The organism is Streptomyces sp. NPDC007808 (genome assembly GCF_042868655.1).
GTDB lineage: Bacteria > Actinomycetota > Actinomycetes > Streptomycetales > Streptomycetaceae > Streptomyces.
On the sequence record NZ_JBIAEQ010000002.1, the window covers coordinates 42,834 to 58,318 of the forward strand.

A 15,485-nucleotide genomic window follows, 5' to 3' on the forward strand; every position below is an offset into this window, starting at 1 on the left:
GACGGCAAGGCGACGGCGCCTGCCCAGTCGTCCGGTCGGGGACTGTGGGGCAGGCGCCGTCAGTGTTCCGTACGCCGTTGTACGGGACGTCTTTGAAGGGTCAGACCATCAGCGCGCGGTCCGTCGGGCGGATCGGGGCGGGCAGTTCGCTCGCGCCGGTCAGGAAGCGGTCGACGCCGCGGGCGGCCGAGCGGCCCTCCGCGATCGCCCACACGATGAGCGACTGGCCGCGGCCCGCGTCACCGGCGACGAACACGCCGGGCACGTTGGTCTGGAAGTCGGCGTCGCGGGCGATGTTACCGCGCTCGTCGAGCTCCAGGGCGAACTGGTCGACCAGGCCGTTGTCCCGGTCGGTGCCGGTGAAGCCCATCGCGAGGGTGACCAGCTGGGCGGGGATCTTGCGCTCCGTGCCCGGCTTCGGGGTCAGCCTGCCGTCGATGAACTCGACCTCGGTGAGGTGCAGCCACTGGACGTTGCCGTCCTCGTCGCCCTCGAAGTGGGTCGTGGAGACCGAGTAGACCCGCTCGCCGCCCTCCTCGTGCGCGGAGGTGACCTTGTAGAGCATCGGGAAGGTCGGCCACGGCTGGGAGACCGGGTTCCGCTCGTCGCCCGGGCGGGGCATGATCTCCAGCTGCGTCACCGAGGCGGCGCCCTGGCGGTGGGCGGTGCCCACGCAGTCGGCGCCGGTGTCGCCACCGCCGATCACGACGACGTGCTTGCCCTCGGCCGAGATCGGGGGCGCCACGAAGTCGCCCTCCTGCACCTTGTTGGCCAGCGGCAGGTACTCCATGGCCTGGTGGATGCCCTTGAGTTCGCGGCCGGGGACCGGGAGGTCGCGGGCGGTCGTCGCGCCGGCGGCGATGACGATCGCGTCGTAGCGCTTCTTCAGGTCGGTCGCCTTGAGGTCGCGGCCGATCTCGATGCCGGTACGGAAGCGGGTGCCCTCCGCGCGCATCTGCTCGATACGGCGGTTGATGTGCCGCTTCTCCATCTTGAACTCGGGGATGCCGTAGCGCAGGAGGCCGCCGATGCGGTCCGCGCGCTCGTACACCGCCACGGTGTGGCCGGCCCGGGTCAGCTGCTGGGCGGCCGCGAGACCCGCGGGGCCCGAGCCGATGACGGCGACCGTCTTGCCGGACAGCCGCTCGGGCGCCTGCGGGGCGACGTCACCGGTCTCCCACGCCTTGTCGATGATGGAGACCTCGACGTTCTTGATGGTGACCGGCGGCTGGTTGATGCCGAGCACGCACGCCGACTCGCACGGAGCGGGGCACAGGCGGCCCGTGAACTCCGGGAAGTTGTTCGTGGCGTGCAGGCGCTCGCTCGCCGCGGCCCAGTCCTCGCGGTAGGCGTAGTCGTTCCACTCGGGGATCAGGTTCCCCAGCGGGCAGCCGTTGTGGCAGAACGGGATGCCGCAGTCCATGCACCGGCTGGCCTGCTTGCTGATGATCGGCAGCAGGGAACCGGGGACGTAGACCTCGTTCCAGTCCTTCAGCCGGACGTCCACGGGGCGGGACTTGGCGACCTCGCGGCCGTGGTTGAGAAAGCCCTTGGGATCAGCCATTGGTCGCCGCCTCCATCATCTTCTCGGTGATCTCGGTCTCGGAGAGACCGGCTCGCTCGGCGGCGTCCTTGGCGGCGAGCACTGCCTTGTACGTGCTGGGGATGATCTTGCTGAAGCGGTCCACGGCGGTGTCCCACTCGGCCAGGAGCTTCTCGGCGACCGTGGAGCCGGTCTCCTCCTGGTGGCGGCGCACCACGTCGTGCAGCCACTGCTTGTCGGCCTCGTCGAGAGCCTCGACGGCGTTCACGTTGCCGACGTTGACGTTGTCCCGGTCGAGGTCGATGACGTAGGCGATGCCGCCGGACATACCGGCCGCGAAGTTGCGTCCCGTCTCGCCGAGGACCACCGCGTGACCGCCGGTCATGTACTCGCAGCCGTGGTCGCCCACGCCCTCGGAGACGACCAGTGCGCCGGAGTTGCGGACGCAGAACCGCTCGCCGGTCCGGCCGCGCAGGAACAGCTCGCCGCCGGTCGCGCCGTAGGCGATGGTGTTGCCCGCGATCGTCGAGTACTCGGCGAGGTGGTCGGCGCCCCGGTCGGGACGGACGATCACGCGGCCGCCGGAGAGGCCCTTGCCGACGTAGTCGTTGGCGTCGCCCTCCAGGCGCAGCGTGACACCGCGCGGGAGGAAGGCGCCGAAGGACTGGCCGGCGGAGCCGGTGAAGGTGATGTCGATGGTGTCGTCGGGCAGGCCCGCGCCGCCGAACTTCTTCGTCACCTCGTGGCCGAGCATGGTGCCGACCGTGCGGTTGATGTTGCGCACCTTGACCTGGGCGCGCACGGGCTGGGCCTCGGTCGCGTCGGACGCGGCCAGGGCGTCCGCGGCGAGCTTGATGAGCTCGTTGTCGAGTGCCTTCTCCAGGCCGTGGTCCTGCTCGATCAGCTGGTGGCGCACCGCGCCCTGGGGCAGCTCGGGCACGTGGAACAGCGGCTCCAGGTCCAGGCCCTGCGCCTTCCAGTGGTCGACCGCGCGGGTCACGTCGAGGGTCTCGGCGTGGCCGACGGCCTCCTCGATGGAGCGGAAGCCCAGCTCGGCGAGGATCTCGCGGACCTCTTCGGCGATGAACTGGAAGAAGTTCACGACGTACTCGGCCTTGCCGGAGAACCGGTCCCTGAGGGTCGGGTTCTGGGTGGCGATGCCGACCGGGCAGGTGTCCAGGTGGCAGACGCGCATCATGACGCAGCCGGAGACGACGAGCGGCGCGGTCGCGAAACCGAACTCCTCGGCGCCGAGGAGGGCGGCGATGACGACGTCGCGGCCGGTCTTCAGCTGGCCGTCGGTCTGTACGACGATGCGGTCGCGCAGGCCGTTGAGCAGCAGGGTCTGCTGGGTCTCGGCGAGACCGAGCTCCCAGGGGCCGCCCGCGTGCTTCAGCGAGGTCAGCGGGGAGGCGCCCGTGCCGCCGTCGTGGCCGGAGATGAGCACGACGTCCGCGTGCGCCTTGGAGACACCCGCGGCGACCGTGCCGACGCCGACCTCGGAGACCAGCTTGACGTGAATGCGCGCCTGGGGGTTGGCGTTCTTCAGGTCGTGGATCAGCTGGGCGAGGTCCTCGATGGAGTAGATGTCGTGGTGCGGCGGCGGGGAGATCAGGCCCACGCCCGGCGTCGAGTGACGGGTCTTGGCGACCCACGGGTAGACCTTGTGGCCGGGCAGCTGGCCGCCCTCGCCGGGCTTGGCGCCCTGGGCCATCTTGATCTGGATGTCGTCGGCGTTGACCAGGTACTCGGAGGTGACGCCGAAGCGGCCGGAGGCGACCTGCTTGATCGACGAGCGGCGCGCCGGGTCGTACAGGCGCTCCGGGTCCTCGCCGCCCTCACCGGTGTTGGACTTGCCGCCCAGCTGGTTCATGGCGATGGCGAGGGTCTCGTGCGCCTCCTTGGAGATGGAGCCGTACGACATGGCGCCGGTGGAGAAGCGCTTGACGATCTCGCTGGCCGGCTCGACCTCGTCGAGGGGGATCGGCTGCCGGTCGGACTTGAAGCCGAACAGGCCGCGCAGCGTCATCAGGCGCTCGGACTGCTCGTTCACGCGGTCCGTGTACTTCTTGAAGATGTCGTAGCGGCCGGTGCGCGTGGAGTGCTGGAGGCGGAAGACCGTCTCCGGGTCGAACAGGTGCGGCTCGCCCTCGCGGCGCCACTGGTACTCGCCGCCTATCTCCAGGGCGCGGTGGGCGGGCGCGATGCCGCTGGCCGGGTACGCCTTGGCGTGGCGGGCGGCGACCTCCTTGGCGATGACGTCGATGCCGACGCCGCCGATCTTGGTGGCCGTGCCGTTGAAGTACTTGCCGACGAACTCCTGGTCGAGGCCGACGGCCTCGAAGACCTGGGCGCCGCGGTAGGAGGCGACGGTCGAGATGCCCATCTTGGACATGACCTTCAGCACGCCCTTGCCGAGGGCGTAGATCAGGTTGCGGATGGCCTGCTCGGGCTCGATGCCGGGGAGGAACGTGCCCGCGCGGACCAGGTCCTCCACGGACTCCATGGCCAGGTACGGGTTGACGGCGGCGGCGCCGTAGCCGATGAGCAGGGCGACGTGGTGGACCTCGCGGACGTCACCGGCCTCGACCAGCAGGCCCACCTGGGTGCGCTGCTTGGTGCGGATGAGGTGGTGGTGGACGGCCGCGGTGAGCAGCAGCGACGGGATCGGCGCGTGCTCGGCGTCGGAGTGGCGGTCCGACAGCACGATCAGGCGGGCGCCGTTGTCGATGGCGGCGTCGGCCTCGGCGCAGATCTCCTCGATGCGCGCGGCGAGGACGTCGCCGCCGCCGGAGACCCGGTAGAGGCCGGAGAGGGTCGCGGCCTTCATGCCGGGCATGTCGCCGTCGGCGTTGATGTGGATGAGCTTGGCCAGCTCGTCGTTGTCGATGACCGGGAAGGGCAGGGTCACCGAGCGGCAGGAGGCGGCCGTGGGCTCCAGCAGGTTGCCCTCGGGGCCCAGCGACGAGCGCAGGGAGGTGACGAGCTCCTCGCGGATGGCGTCCAGCGGCGGGTTGGTGACCTGCGCGAACAGCTGGGTGAAGTAGTCGAAGAGCAGGCGCGGGCGCTCGCTCAGCGCGGCGATCGGCGAGTCGGTGCCCATCGAACCGATCGGCTCGGCACCGGCCTTGGCCATCGGCGCGAGGATGACGCGCAGCTCTTCCTCGGTGTAGCCGAAGGTCTGCTGGCGACGGGTGACCGAGGCGTGGGTGTGCACGATGTGCTCGCGCTCGGGCAGGTCGGACAGCTCGATCTCGCCGGCTTCCAGCCACTCGGCGTACGGGTTCTCCGTCGCGAGCTGGGCCTTGATCTCGTCGTCCTCGATGATGCGGTGCTCGGCGGTGTCCACGAGGAACATCCGGCCCGGCTGCAGGCGGCCCTTGCGGACGACCTTGGCGGGGTCGATGTCGAGGACGCCGACCTCGGAGCCGAGGACGACGAGGCCGTCGTCGGTGACCCAGTAGCGGCCGGGGCGCAGGCCGTTGCGGTCGAGCACGGCGCCGACCTGGGTGCCGTCGGTGAAGGTGACGCAGGCCGGGCCGTCCCAGGGCTCCATCATCGTGGAGTGGAACTGGTAGAAGGCGCGGCGGGCCGGGTCCATGGAGTCGTGGTTCTCCCACGCCTCCGGGATCATCATCAGCACGGAGTGCGGCAGGGAGCGGCCGCCCAGGTGCAGCAGTTCGAGGACCTCGTCGAAGGAGGCGGAGTCGGAGGCGTCCGGCGTGCAGACCGGGAAGATCCGCTCCAGCTTGTCCTGCGGGCCGAACAGGTCGGAGACCAGCTGGGATTCGCGGGCGACCATCCAGTTGCGGTTGCCCTTGACGGTGTTGATCTCACCGTTGTGGGCGACGAAGCGGTACGGGTGGGCGAGCGGCCAGCTCGGGAAGGTGTTCGTGGAGAACCGGGAGTGCACGAGCGCGATCGCGGAGGCGAAGCGGCGGTCGGACAGGTCCGGGAAGAAGGGCTCCAGCTGGCCGGTGGTCAGCATGCCCTTGTAGACGATCGTGCGGGCCGACAGCGACGGGAAGTAGACGCCGACCTCGCGCTCGGCGCGCTTGCGCAGCACGAAGGCCTTGCGGTCGAGGGCGAGTCCCGTGCTGGCACCGTCCGTCACGAAGATCTGGCGGAACGCCGGCATCGTCGACCGGGCGGTGGCGCCGAGCAGTTCGGGTGCGACGGGGACCTCGCGCCAGCCGAGGACGGTCAGGCCCTCCTCGGCGGCGATCGTCTCGATGCGTGAGACGGCCTCGGTCGTGCCGTCCTCCGGCAGGAAGGCGATGCCGACGGCGTAGCCACCGGCCGCGGGCAGCTCGAACTCGGCCACCTCGCGGAAGAAGGCGTCCGGCACCTGGGAGAGGATGCCCGCGCCGTCGCCCGAGTCGGGCTCGGAGCCGGTGGCGCCGCGGTGTTCGAGGTTGCGCAGAACGGTGAGCGCCTGCTCGACCAGCGTGTGGCTCGCCTCGCCCGTGAGGGTCGCCACGAAGCCGACGCCACAGGCGTCGTGCTCGTTGCGGGGGTCGTACATACCCTGCGCAGCAGGGCGAGCATCCATGAACGACCAGTTCTGGCCATTCTCGGAATGCTGGGACGGCTGGCGCGGCGTACGCATCGGCTCTCCCGTCGTCGTCATGTGGCATGTGAAAAGTGCCGAGGGACGACGTTGGCCCTCTGCGTGATCGCAAAATTTCGTGCAGGTTACATGATGGAGCGGTTCTCGGGAACCGGGATACTCCGTTCCAACATGTGGACGCCATGGGTGTGCGGCGGGGGTCCCGCGCACCTGGCCGGAAGTATGTGGGGACCGAGCGTGACAGGTCTGTGTCCGTCGGTCCAGAGGCAGGGCGGGCGTCGTCGCCCACCCCGCGAGTGCGCCCCAGGCGTCATTGCCCACAGCGCTTACGGCTCATGCCCGGTGGTTAACCACTCGAAACCAGCAAGTAACGGCTACTTATGCGGCCCAACGCATAAGTTCCAGTCGCACTATCCTACGGCCGTTCCGAACAGGCTGCCCAGGGCGTACGTCACACCGGCCGCCGCGCCGCCGAGCGCGAGCTGCCGCAGCCCGCTGTACCACCAGGTCCGCGCCGTCACCCTGGCCACGACCGCGCCACACAGGAACAGGCCGAGGAGCGCGAGCAGCACGGCCGGCCACAGCGAGGTGGCACCGAGCAGGTAGGGCAGCACGGGCAGCAGGGCGCCCAGCGCGAACGAGCCGAACGACGAGACGGCCGCGACCAGCGGCGACGGCAGGTCACCGGGGTCGATGCCCAGCTCCTCGCGGGCATGTATCTCCAGCGCCAGTTCGGGGTCGCGGGAGAGCTGCTGGGCCACGGCCCGCGCGAGCTTCGGCTCGACGCCCCGGGCTTCGTACAGGGCCGCCAGCTCGGCCTCCTCGTCCTCGGGGTGCTTTCTCAGCTCCCGCCGCTCGACGTCCAGCTCGGCCTCGACGAGCTCACGCTGCGAGGCGACGGAGGTGTACTCGCCGGCCGCCATGGAGAAGGCGCCGGCGGCGAGCCCGGCGAGCCCGCTCAGCACGACGGTCTGGTGACTGACCGCGCCGCCCGCGACACCGGTCATCAGGGCGAGGTTGGAGACCAGCCCGTCCATCGCACCGAAGACCGCGGGGCGCAGCCAGCCACCGTTCACATCGCGGTGCGTGTGGTTGTCACGGTGCGCCTCGTGCAGCGCCGCTTCGATCTCGATGATGGCCATGAGGGTCTCCCGTTGAACTGAGGTAAGGCTGTCTTTAGACAAGTTCCACTCTTGGACAACACAAAATCTACCCCTGATCATTCCGGCTTTCCAGCAAGGAAAGGCTGGGCTTACCTGCGGTTTTGCCGTAGAACGCTCATTCGTAGCGGGCTCCGCACAGATGTCGACCGGGTGACTCTGGGGCGTCCGAGGCTCGGGTCAACCGCCGACGGTGGGACATATCCGCAAAGGGCTCCGCGCCCTGGGCGGAGCCCCCGGAGGAAGGCCCTGTATGGCATCGATCGCCTGCATCCCCTCGGTCCCGGTGCCCGGGGAGGCCGCCGAACTGAGCGAACGGGCCCGCGGCGCGCTCCTGGGCCTCGCGGTCGGCGACGCGCTGGGCGCCCCCGCGGAGAACATGAAGCCCTCCGAGATCCGTGCCCGCTGGGGCCGCATCACGGGCTTCGTCACCGACAACCCCTCCGGGACGGACGACACCGAGTACGCGATCTTCTCGGGCCTCCTCCTCGCCCGCCACGGCTCGGCCCTCACCCCGGCGCATGTGGAGGCGGCCTGGCACGAGTGGATCGCGGACCGCGCGGAGGGTCCCTTCCGCGGCGCGGGGTTCAGTGAGCGAGGCACGCTGGAGAACCTCCGCCGGGGCCTCGCCGCCCCCATCTCCGCCCAGCACCGCCACGCCTGGAGCGACGGCCTCGCCATGCGCGCGGCCCCCTTCGGTGTCTTCGCGGCGGGCCGTCCGGCGGAGGCCGCCCGCCTGGTGGCGATCGACGGTTCGGTCAGCCATGACGGCGAGGGCATCTACGGCGGCCAGGCGGTGGCGGCGGGCGTGGCTGCCGCGATGGCCGGCGCGCCCACCATCGCCGTGGTCGCCTCGGCCCTCGCGGTGGTCCCGGACGACTCCTGGACGGCCCGCTCCCTGCGCCGCGCGGTCGCGGTCGCCCACCGCGGCGAACGCGCGGTCCGCTCCGCGGTCGTCATCGGCGGCTACCCCTGGACCGATCTGGCGCCCGAGGCGGTGGCGCTGGCCTTCGGGGCGTACGCGTCCGCGGACGGCGACTTCGTCCAGGCCGTGCTGACGGCGGTGAACATGGGCCGCGACGCGGACACCACGGCCGCGGTGGCCGGAGCCCTGGCCGGGGCCGCCCAGGGAGCCTCGGCGATCCCGACGGACTGGGCGTGTGCCATCGGCCCGGCGCGAGGCAGCTGCCTGCCGTCGATGGCCGGACACCATGTGCTGGACGTGGCGGAGCTGCTGGTGCCGGGGGAGGGCGGCAAGTGGGGTGCGGGGGGATTCGTACCCGGCGAGGTCCGGGCGCGGCAGGAGCTGGCCCCGCGCGGCTCCTTCGCCCTGGTCGCGGCTGAAGAGGCGGAGGGCCGACCGTGACGCCGCCGGTCCCGTGGGACGAGGGGGCCGTGGCTCCGGCACCCCCGGAGCCCGGCCACGCAGGCCTGAAGGACCCGGCCGAGCCCGCGCCCACCGATGGCGAGGCACTCCGGCACGAGCCCCCCGCCCCCGGCGGGGCGAGCCGCACGCGACGTGCCGGCGGGAGCCGGGAGGCCGAAGGCGAAGCCGGTCAGCGCGTCCTCGGCCTCCTTCTGGGCCTCGCCGCGGGCGACGCCTCAGGCTGGCCCGCCGCCCGCCACCGGGCCGCCCGCATGCCCGACTGGACCCGCCGCCTCACCCGCGAGCTGGACACGTTCGCCGAGCACAACGCGACGACCACGCTCCCCGTCCCCATCGCCCTGAACCAGCCTCCCGAACCCCTCCTCCTCGGCCCCTCCGACGACACGGAATGGGCGGCCTTCACGGCCGAGGCACTCCTGCGTGCCGGCGACGACACCGCCCTCGGCGACCTGAGCCGGGAGCGCCGCACCCGCACCGCGATCGACCTGACATGGAGCGCCCTGGCCGACGAGATCGCCGCGGCGGCCGACCGCGCCCCGGAGATCGAGTCGGCGATCCTCCCCCTGCGCGCCCGTATCTCCGTCCGCGCCGGCCTCGGCAACCTGGCCACCGGCCTGCGCCCGCCCGCGACCGGCCACGACAACCCGCACTACTTCGACGACGCGGCCTGCGTACGGGCCTGTGTCCTCGCCGTCGCCCACCCCGGGGACCCCCGCGGTGCCGCCGACCTCGCCGAGTTCGACGCCCGCTACACCCAGGACGGCGACGGCGTGCACGGCGCGCGGGCGATGGCGGCGGCCCTCTCACTGGCCCTGGCCGGCGCCGAGACCGGGGCCTGCGTCGACGCGGCCCTCGCCGAACTCCCCGAGGAGACGGAGATCGGGCGCAACGCCCGCCACGCGCTGAGGCTCGCGCGGGACGCCGACGGCGCGTTCGCTCTGATCCCGCTCCTCGAACACCAGATCGTCGACCACGTCTACAGCTACGGCATCGCCGCCGCCGAAACGGTCCCGGTCGCCCTGGCCCTCGCGGTCGCCGCGCACGGCCGTATCGCCGAGGCGGTGCCCGCCTCCGCGTGCCTGTCCCGGGTCGCCGACTCGGCACCCGCACTGACCGGCGCCCTGACCGGCGCCCTGGGAGGTGGGGCGGCGATCCCGGCGAGCTGGCGCGACACCTGCCGCACCCTCTCGGGCTGCGTGCTCCCCCGGCTCACCGGCACCGACCTGGTGGAACTCGCCGGACTCCTCGAAGCCACACAACCGGCCCGACCAGGAGGATGATTCGGGCATGACGCCCAAAGCAGAAGAAAGCAGTGGCCCGCGTCTGGACGAGCGGATCACCGGCGCCCTGGTCGGCGCGGCGGTCGGCGACGCGCTCGGGGGCCCGGTGGAGGGCTACTCGCCCGACCAGATCCTGCAGCGCCACGGCGGCCGCGTCCACGGCATCGTCGGCCCCTGGAACGGCGACGCCTGGCGTACGGCCCGCCCCATCGCGCCGTACCACAAGGGCGACGGCCACGTCACCGACGACACCCTGATGACGCACGCGCTGATCCGCGTCTACGCCACGGTCCGCGACCACCTCGACGCGTACGCGATCGCCGACCACCTGGTCCCGGACCTGATGACCAACCCGCGCTGGATCCCGGAACTGGAGTCGGAGGCACTCCCCCTGCACCGGATCTTCCTCGCGGAGAAGTGGCTGGTGGCCCGCCTCCACTACGGCCACGCGGACCCACGGGAAGCCGGCGTCGGCAACATCGTCAACTGCGGCGCCGCGATGTACATGGCCCCGGTCGGCCTGGTCAACGCCGCCGACCCGAGGGCCGCGTACACCGAGGCACTGGACATCGCGGGCGCCCACCAGTCGTCGTACGGCCGTGAGGCCGCGGGTGTCTTCGCGGCGGCGGTGGCGGCGGCCTGCGCACCCGGGGCCACACCGGACTCGGTCGTCTCGGCCTGTCTGTCGCTGGCGAAGGACGGCACGAGGACGGCGATCGAGAAGGTCTGCGAAGTGGCCGGCGCCCACCGGGACTTCGAGTCGGCGCTGGCCCCCCTGCGGGAGGCGGTCACGCCCTACGACACGGTGGGCCCCGACTACCGGCAGCCCTCCCTGGGCGCCCGTCGCCCGTCCCGCCTGCACGCCATCGAGGAACTCCCCGTCGCGCTGGGGATGCTGGTGGTGGCCGACGGCGACTACCGCGCCTCGGTCCTGGGCGCCGTGAACTACGGCCGCGACTGCGACTCCATCGCGACGATGGCGGGCGCGCTGGCCGGCGCCCTCGGCTCCCCCGTCCCGGAGGACTGGTCGAAGGCGGTCGCCGAAGCCAGCCGTCTCGACCTGTGGGAACCGCCCCGCGAGCTGACCGAGGTGACCAGGGAGATCCACGCCCGGGACGTACGTCGGCGCCGCGCCCACGAGGCGGCCTTCTGCGCACTGGAGGGCCGGGGATGCTCCGACTGACCTGGGTCCAGCCGGAGGACCTGATCGGCCACGAGTTGCGCCAGGCGGCCCTGGACGGCCGGGAGCCGTCGAGGATCGCGCAACGGTGGAGGGCGGCGGGCGGCCCGGAGACCCCGCTGCGGGCGGGGGCGTCTTCCGAACCGGCGTCGAGATATCTGCGGACCCTGGCGGACGACCTGCTGGACGAACTGGCGGACCTGCCGAGCCGGCTGGCGGAACAGGAACCCACCGACCTCGCGAAGATCAAGGCCTGCTGCCCGTCCTGGCCCGCGCCGGCGAGCGACCCCACCCCCACGGCGATCCCCGCTGCGGACCGCTACGAAGCCGCCTGGCTGGGCCGCGCCGTCGGCTGCCTGCTCGGCAAGCCCGTGGAGAAGCTCCCGCTCGACGGCATCAGGCAACTCGCCCGCGCCACCGGCAACTGGCCCCTCACCACGTACTTCACGGCCAAGGGCGTCCCCAAGGACCTCACCCGCCGCCACCCCTGGAACCGCCGCTCGGCCGCCACCTCCCTGGCCGAGAACATCGACGGCATGCCCGAGGACGACGACCTCAACTACCCCCTGCTCAACCTGCTGTTGCTGCGGCACCACGGCAAGGGCTTCACCACGACCGACGTGGCCCGCCTCTGGCTCGACGAACTCCCCGCCGGCCGGACCTTCACCGCCGAACGCATCGCCTACCGCAACCTGCTCACCGGCATCGAACCCCCGCACACCGCCCGCCACCGCAACCCCTTCCGCGAATGGATCGGCGCCCTCATCCGCGCCGACGTGCACGGCTGGACCAACCCCGGTGACCCGGCCGCGGCGGCCGAACAGGCCCACCGGGACGCCACCTTGACGCACACCGCCAACGGCGTCTACGCGGCGATGTTCACGGCGGCGGTCATCGCACGGGCGGCGACGGCGACCGGCCCCCACGACATCCACGCCTGCCTGCGCACCGGCCTGACGGTGATCCCCGCGGCCTCCCGCCTGTCCCGGGCGATCCACCACGCCGTCCGCCTCGCGAAGACCCACGAGGACTTCGACACGGTCGTCGACGAACTGCACGCCGTCCACTCCGGCACCCACCACTGGGTCCACGCGATCCCCAACACGGCCCTGATCGCCGCCGCGCTCACCCACGCCGACGGCGACTTCACGGGCTCCGTCTGCCGTGCCGTGTCCGGTGGCTGGGACACCGACTCCAACGGCGCGACCGCGGGCAGCGTCGCCGCCCTCCTCGCCGGCAGCCCCGCCGCCCTCCCCGACCGTTGGACGGCCCCCCTCAAGAACCGCCTGGCCACCTCCGTCGCCGACTTCGACGGCAGCGGTTTCGACGCGCCGGCCCGGCTCACCCACCGACTCGCCCACGGTCGCACCCACTTGGAGGCCACCCGCCCATGACCGACATCGTCGTGCTCGGCAGCACGAACATGGACCTCGTCACCTACGTCGAGAAGGCCCCGCAGCGCGGCGAGACCGTGACGGGCCGGGAGTTCCGCACGATCCCCGGCGGCAAGGGCGCCAACCAGGCGATCGCTGCGGCGCGCGCCGGCGGTGACGTCATGATGATCGGCGCCGTCGGCAACGACGCCTTCGGCGCCCATCTGCGCTCCACCCTCGAACACTCCGGTGTGGACACCGACGACCTGCGCACCGCCGAGGGGCCCTCCGGCACCGCGCACATCGTCGTGGACGACGAGGGCGGCAACGCGATCGTCGTGATCCCCGGCGCGAACGGCACGCTCGACCACCTCAGCCCCGGCGACGAGGGCGTCATCGCCGCCGCCGACACCCTGCTGCTCCAGCTGGAGATCCCCCTGGCCGCGGTCGTCGCCGGCGCCCAGGCGGCCCGCCGCCACGGCGTCCGTACGGTCCTCACCCCGTCCCCCGCCCAACCGCTCCCGGACGAACTCTTCGCCGCCGTGGACCTGTTGGTCCCCAACGAGCACGAGGCCACCACCCTCACCGGCCGCACCGACCCCCGGGAGGCCGCCATCGGGCTGCTCGACCTGGTGCCCGAGGTGGTCGTCACCCTGGGCGCGGACGGCAGCCTGTACGTCGCCCGCGGCGCCGAACCCCTGACCGTGCCCGCGCCGAAGGTCACCGCCGTCGACACGACCGGCGCCGGCGACACCTTCGTCGGCGCGCTCGCGGTGGCCCTGGGCGAGGGACGGCCGATGCCTCAGGCACTGGCCTGGGCGGCGGCAGCGGCGGCACTGTCGGTCCAGCGGGAGGGCGCCTCGGCGTCGATGCCGTACCGCCCCGAGATCGAGGCACGGTACGCGTCATGACCGAGGCGACCCGGACCGCGCCGACGGCGCCCCGTACGGCGCAGGCCGGCCCGGCCCCGCTGGCGGGCCTGCGCGTCCTCGACCTGGCCACCCTCTTCGCCGGACCTCTCGCCGCCACGATGCTCGGCGACTTCGGCGCGGAGGTCATCAAGGTCGAGCACCCCGCGAAGCCCGACCCCTCCCGCGGCCACGGCCCGGCCAAGGACGGCGTGGGCCTGTGGTGGAAGGTGCTGGGCCGCAACAAACGCACGATCACCCTGAACCTCTCCAAGCCCGGCGGCCGCGCCACCCTGCTGCGCCTGGCCTCGACCGCGGACGTCGTCATCGAGAACTTCCGCCCCGGCACCCTGGAGAAGTGGGACCTGGGCTGGCCGGAGCTGTCCGCCGTCAACCCCCGCCTGGTCCTCACCCGCGTCACCGGCTTCGGTCAGTTCGGCCCCTACGCCCACCGCCCCGGCTTCGGCACCCTCGCCGAGGCGATGAGCGGCTTCGCCGCGCTCACCGGCGAACCGGACGCGCCCCCGACGCTCCCGCCGTTCGGCCTGGCCGACTCGATCGCGGCCCTCGCCACCGCGTACGCGGTGATGACGGCACTGGCCGCCCGCGAGCGCGGCGGCGAGGGCCAGGTCGTCGACATGGCCCTCATCGAACCGATGCTGCTCGCGCTCGGTCCCCAGCCGACCTGGTACGACCAGCTCGGCTACGTCCAGGAGCGCACCGGCAACCGCTCCGCCAACAACGCCCCGCGCAACACCTACCGCACCGCGGACGGCACCTGGGTCGCCGTCTCCACCTCCGCCCAGTCGATCGCCGAGCGCGTGATGCACCTGGTGGGACGCCCGGAGCTGATCGACGAGCCGTGGTTCGCGACGGGCGCCGACCGGGCCCGCCACGCCGACGTCCTCGACCGCGCGGTCGGCGACTGGATCGCCCGCCACACCCGCGCCGACGTCCTCGCCGCCTTCGAGAAGGCGGAGGCCGCGGTGGCCCCGATCCAGGACGTGCGGGACGTGATGACGGACCCCCAGTACGCGGCACTCGACACGATCACCACCGTCGAGGACCCCGAACTGGGCCCGCTGCGCATGCAGAACGTCCTCTTCCGGCTCTCCGCCACCCCCGGCGCCATCCGCTGGGCCGGCCGCCCGCACGGCGCGGACACCGACGAGGTCCTCACCGACCTGGGCCTGACCCGCGCCGAACTGGCGGCCCTGCGTGAGGAGGGCGCCCTGTGAGGCCGTATCCCCTGACCTGGCTGTACGCCCCGGGCGACCGGCCGAAGGTGGTCGCGAAGGCCCTCACGGCCGGCGCGGACGTCGTCGTGGTCGACCTGGAGGACGCGGTGGCCCCCGACCGCAAGGACTACGCCCGCGCGGCCACCGCCGAGCTCCTGTCCACCCCGCACCCGGTCCCGGTGCACGTCCGGGTGAACGCCCTGGACACCCCGCCCGCGGCAGCCGACCTCCGCGCCCTCGCCGCCCTGCCGGGCCTTTGCGGCCTTCGCCTTCCGAAGGTGACGGCGCCGGGGCAGATCACCCACCTCGCCGAGACCACACCCGCGGCCGGCGGCGGCGCACCCGCGCTGTACGCCCTGCTGGAGTCGGCCCTCGCCGTCGAGCGGGCGTACCCGATCGCCTGCGCCCACCCCGCGCTGCGCGGCATCTGCCTGGGCGAGGCGGATCTGCGCACCGATCTGGGTGTACGGGGCGACGCGGGCCTCGACTGGTCCCGCTCCCGTGTCGTGGTCGCGGCCCGGGCGGCCGGACTGCCCCCGCCCTCCCAGTCCATCCATCCGGACATCCGGGACCTGGAGGGCCTCGCCGCCTCCTGCGCCCACGGCCGTACCCTGGGCTTCCTGGGCCGGGCGGCCATCCACCCCCGCCAGCTCCCGGTGATCGAGCGGGCCTACCTGCCCACGGACGCCGAGCTGGAGCAGGCGGAGACGATCGTCAAGGCGGCCACGGCCCAGCGGGGCGCCCAGGCGCTGCAGGACGGGACCTTCATCGACGCGGCGGTGGTGGCGGCGGCGCGCAGGACCCTGTCCCTGGCCCAGCGGACGTGACCGGGCCCCTGACCCCGCC

The 15,485-nt window shown here is 72.6% G+C and carries 10 protein-coding genes; 7 read left to right on the top strand and 3 right to left on the bottom strand.

What is annotated here, in order from left to right; all coding sequences use genetic code 11:
• Window positions 1–100 precede the first annotated feature (100 nt).
• The 3 genes from ACFYNL_RS06425 to ACFYNL_RS06435 all read right to left on the bottom strand — a co-directional run bounded on the left by ACFYNL_RS06425 (window position 101) and on the right by ACFYNL_RS06435 (window position 7,255).
• Window positions 101–1,564 carry a glutamate synthase subunit beta gene (locus tag ACFYNL_RS06425; protein ID WP_388797584.1) on the bottom strand — a complete coding sequence of 488 codons (1,464 nt, stop codon included), beginning with the start codon at window positions 1,562–1,564 and terminating at the stop codon, window positions 101–103.
• Window positions 1,557–6,152: a glutamate synthase large subunit gene (gltB, locus tag ACFYNL_RS06430; RefSeq protein WP_388800466.1), complete on the bottom strand. Its 4,596-nt coding sequence runs from the start codon at window positions 6,150–6,152 to the stop codon at window positions 1,557–1,559. The genes ACFYNL_RS06425 and gltB overlap by 8 nt, the downstream gene beginning before the upstream one ends.
• Window positions 6,153–6,523: 371 nt before the next feature.
• Window positions 6,524–7,255 carry a VIT1/CCC1 transporter family protein gene (locus ACFYNL_RS06435; RefSeq protein ID WP_388797587.1) on the bottom strand — a complete coding sequence of 244 codons (732 nt, stop codon included), beginning with the start codon at window positions 7,253–7,255 and terminating at the stop codon, window positions 6,524–6,526.
• Window positions 7,256–7,526: 271 nt separating this feature from the next.
• Between ACFYNL_RS06435 and ACFYNL_RS06440 the strand changes: the two genes are divergently transcribed.
• Genes ACFYNL_RS06440 through ACFYNL_RS06470 form a run of 7 tightly spaced genes read left to right on the top strand, consistent with a single transcriptional unit; the run spans window position 7,527 to window position 15,466 of the window.
• Complete coding sequence (locus ACFYNL_RS06440) at window positions 7,527–8,639, top strand: ADP-ribosylglycohydrolase family protein (protein WP_388797590.1); 1,113 nt, start codon at window positions 7,527–7,529, stop codon at window positions 8,637–8,639.
• Window positions 8,636–9,940 (top strand): ADP-ribosylglycohydrolase family protein, encoded by a 1,305-nt coding sequence (locus tag ACFYNL_RS06445; RefSeq protein WP_388797593.1) that lies wholly within the window; start codon window positions 8,636–8,638, stop codon window positions 9,938–9,940. The genes ACFYNL_RS06440 and ACFYNL_RS06445 overlap by 4 nt, the downstream gene beginning before the upstream one ends.
• A 7-nt stretch (window positions 9,941–9,947) precedes the next feature.
• Window positions 9,948–11,123, top strand: coding sequence for an ADP-ribosylglycohydrolase family protein (locus tag ACFYNL_RS06450; protein WP_388797596.1), 1,176 nt, complete (start codon window positions 9,948–9,950; stop codon window positions 11,121–11,123).
• Complete coding sequence (locus tag ACFYNL_RS06455) at window positions 11,111–12,514, top strand: ADP-ribosylglycohydrolase family protein (protein WP_388797599.1); 1,404 nt, start codon at window positions 11,111–11,113, stop codon at window positions 12,512–12,514. Before ACFYNL_RS06450 ends, ACFYNL_RS06455 begins: the two co-directional genes overlap by 13 nt.
• Complete coding sequence (gene rbsK, locus ACFYNL_RS06460) at window positions 12,511–13,404, top strand: ribokinase (protein WP_388797602.1); 894 nt, start codon at window positions 12,511–12,513, stop codon at window positions 13,402–13,404. The genes ACFYNL_RS06455 and rbsK overlap by 4 nt, the downstream gene beginning before the upstream one ends.
• On the top strand, window positions 13,401–14,639 hold the full coding sequence (locus tag ACFYNL_RS06465) for a CaiB/BaiF CoA transferase family protein (protein WP_388797605.1): 1,239 nt from the start codon (window positions 13,401–13,403) through the stop codon (window positions 14,637–14,639). Before rbsK ends, ACFYNL_RS06465 begins: the two co-directional genes overlap by 4 nt.
• A complete protein-coding gene (locus ACFYNL_RS06470) occupies window positions 14,636–15,466 on the top strand; it encodes an HpcH/HpaI aldolase/citrate lyase family protein (protein WP_388797610.1) in 831 nt (276 codons plus the stop codon). Before ACFYNL_RS06465 ends, ACFYNL_RS06470 begins: the two co-directional genes overlap by 4 nt.
• The last annotated feature ends 19 nt before the right edge of the window (window positions 15,467–15,485 follow it).

What these genes read in the sequence shown, in the direction of transcription:
- ACFYNL_RS06425 (WP_388797584.1), bottom strand. Translation starts at nt 1,564, where the DNA reads ATGGCTGATCCCAAGGGCTTTCTCAACCACGGCCGCGAGGTCGCCAAG.
- gltB (WP_388800466.1), bottom strand. Translation starts at nt 6,152, where the DNA reads ATGCGTACGCCGCGCCAGCCGTCCCAGCATTCCGAGAATGGCCAGAAC.
- ACFYNL_RS06435 (WP_388797587.1), bottom strand. Translation starts at nt 7,255, where the DNA reads ATGGCCATCATCGAGATCGAAGCGGCGCTGCACGAGGCGCACCGTGAC.
- ACFYNL_RS06440 (WP_388797590.1), top strand. Translation starts at nt 7,527, where the DNA reads ATGGCATCGATCGCCTGCATCCCCTCGGTCCCGGTGCCCGGGGAGGCC.
- ACFYNL_RS06450 (WP_388797596.1), top strand. Translation starts at nt 9,948, where the DNA reads ATGACGCCCAAAGCAGAAGAAAGCAGTGGCCCGCGTCTGGACGAGCGG.
- ACFYNL_RS06455 (WP_388797599.1), top strand. Translation starts at nt 11,111, where the DNA reads ATGCTCCGACTGACCTGGGTCCAGCCGGAGGACCTGATCGGCCACGAG.
- rbsK (WP_388797602.1), top strand. Translation starts at nt 12,511, where the DNA reads ATGACCGACATCGTCGTGCTCGGCAGCACGAACATGGACCTCGTCACC.
- ACFYNL_RS06465 (WP_388797605.1), top strand. Translation starts at nt 13,401, where the DNA reads ATGACCGAGGCGACCCGGACCGCGCCGACGGCGCCCCGTACGGCGCAG.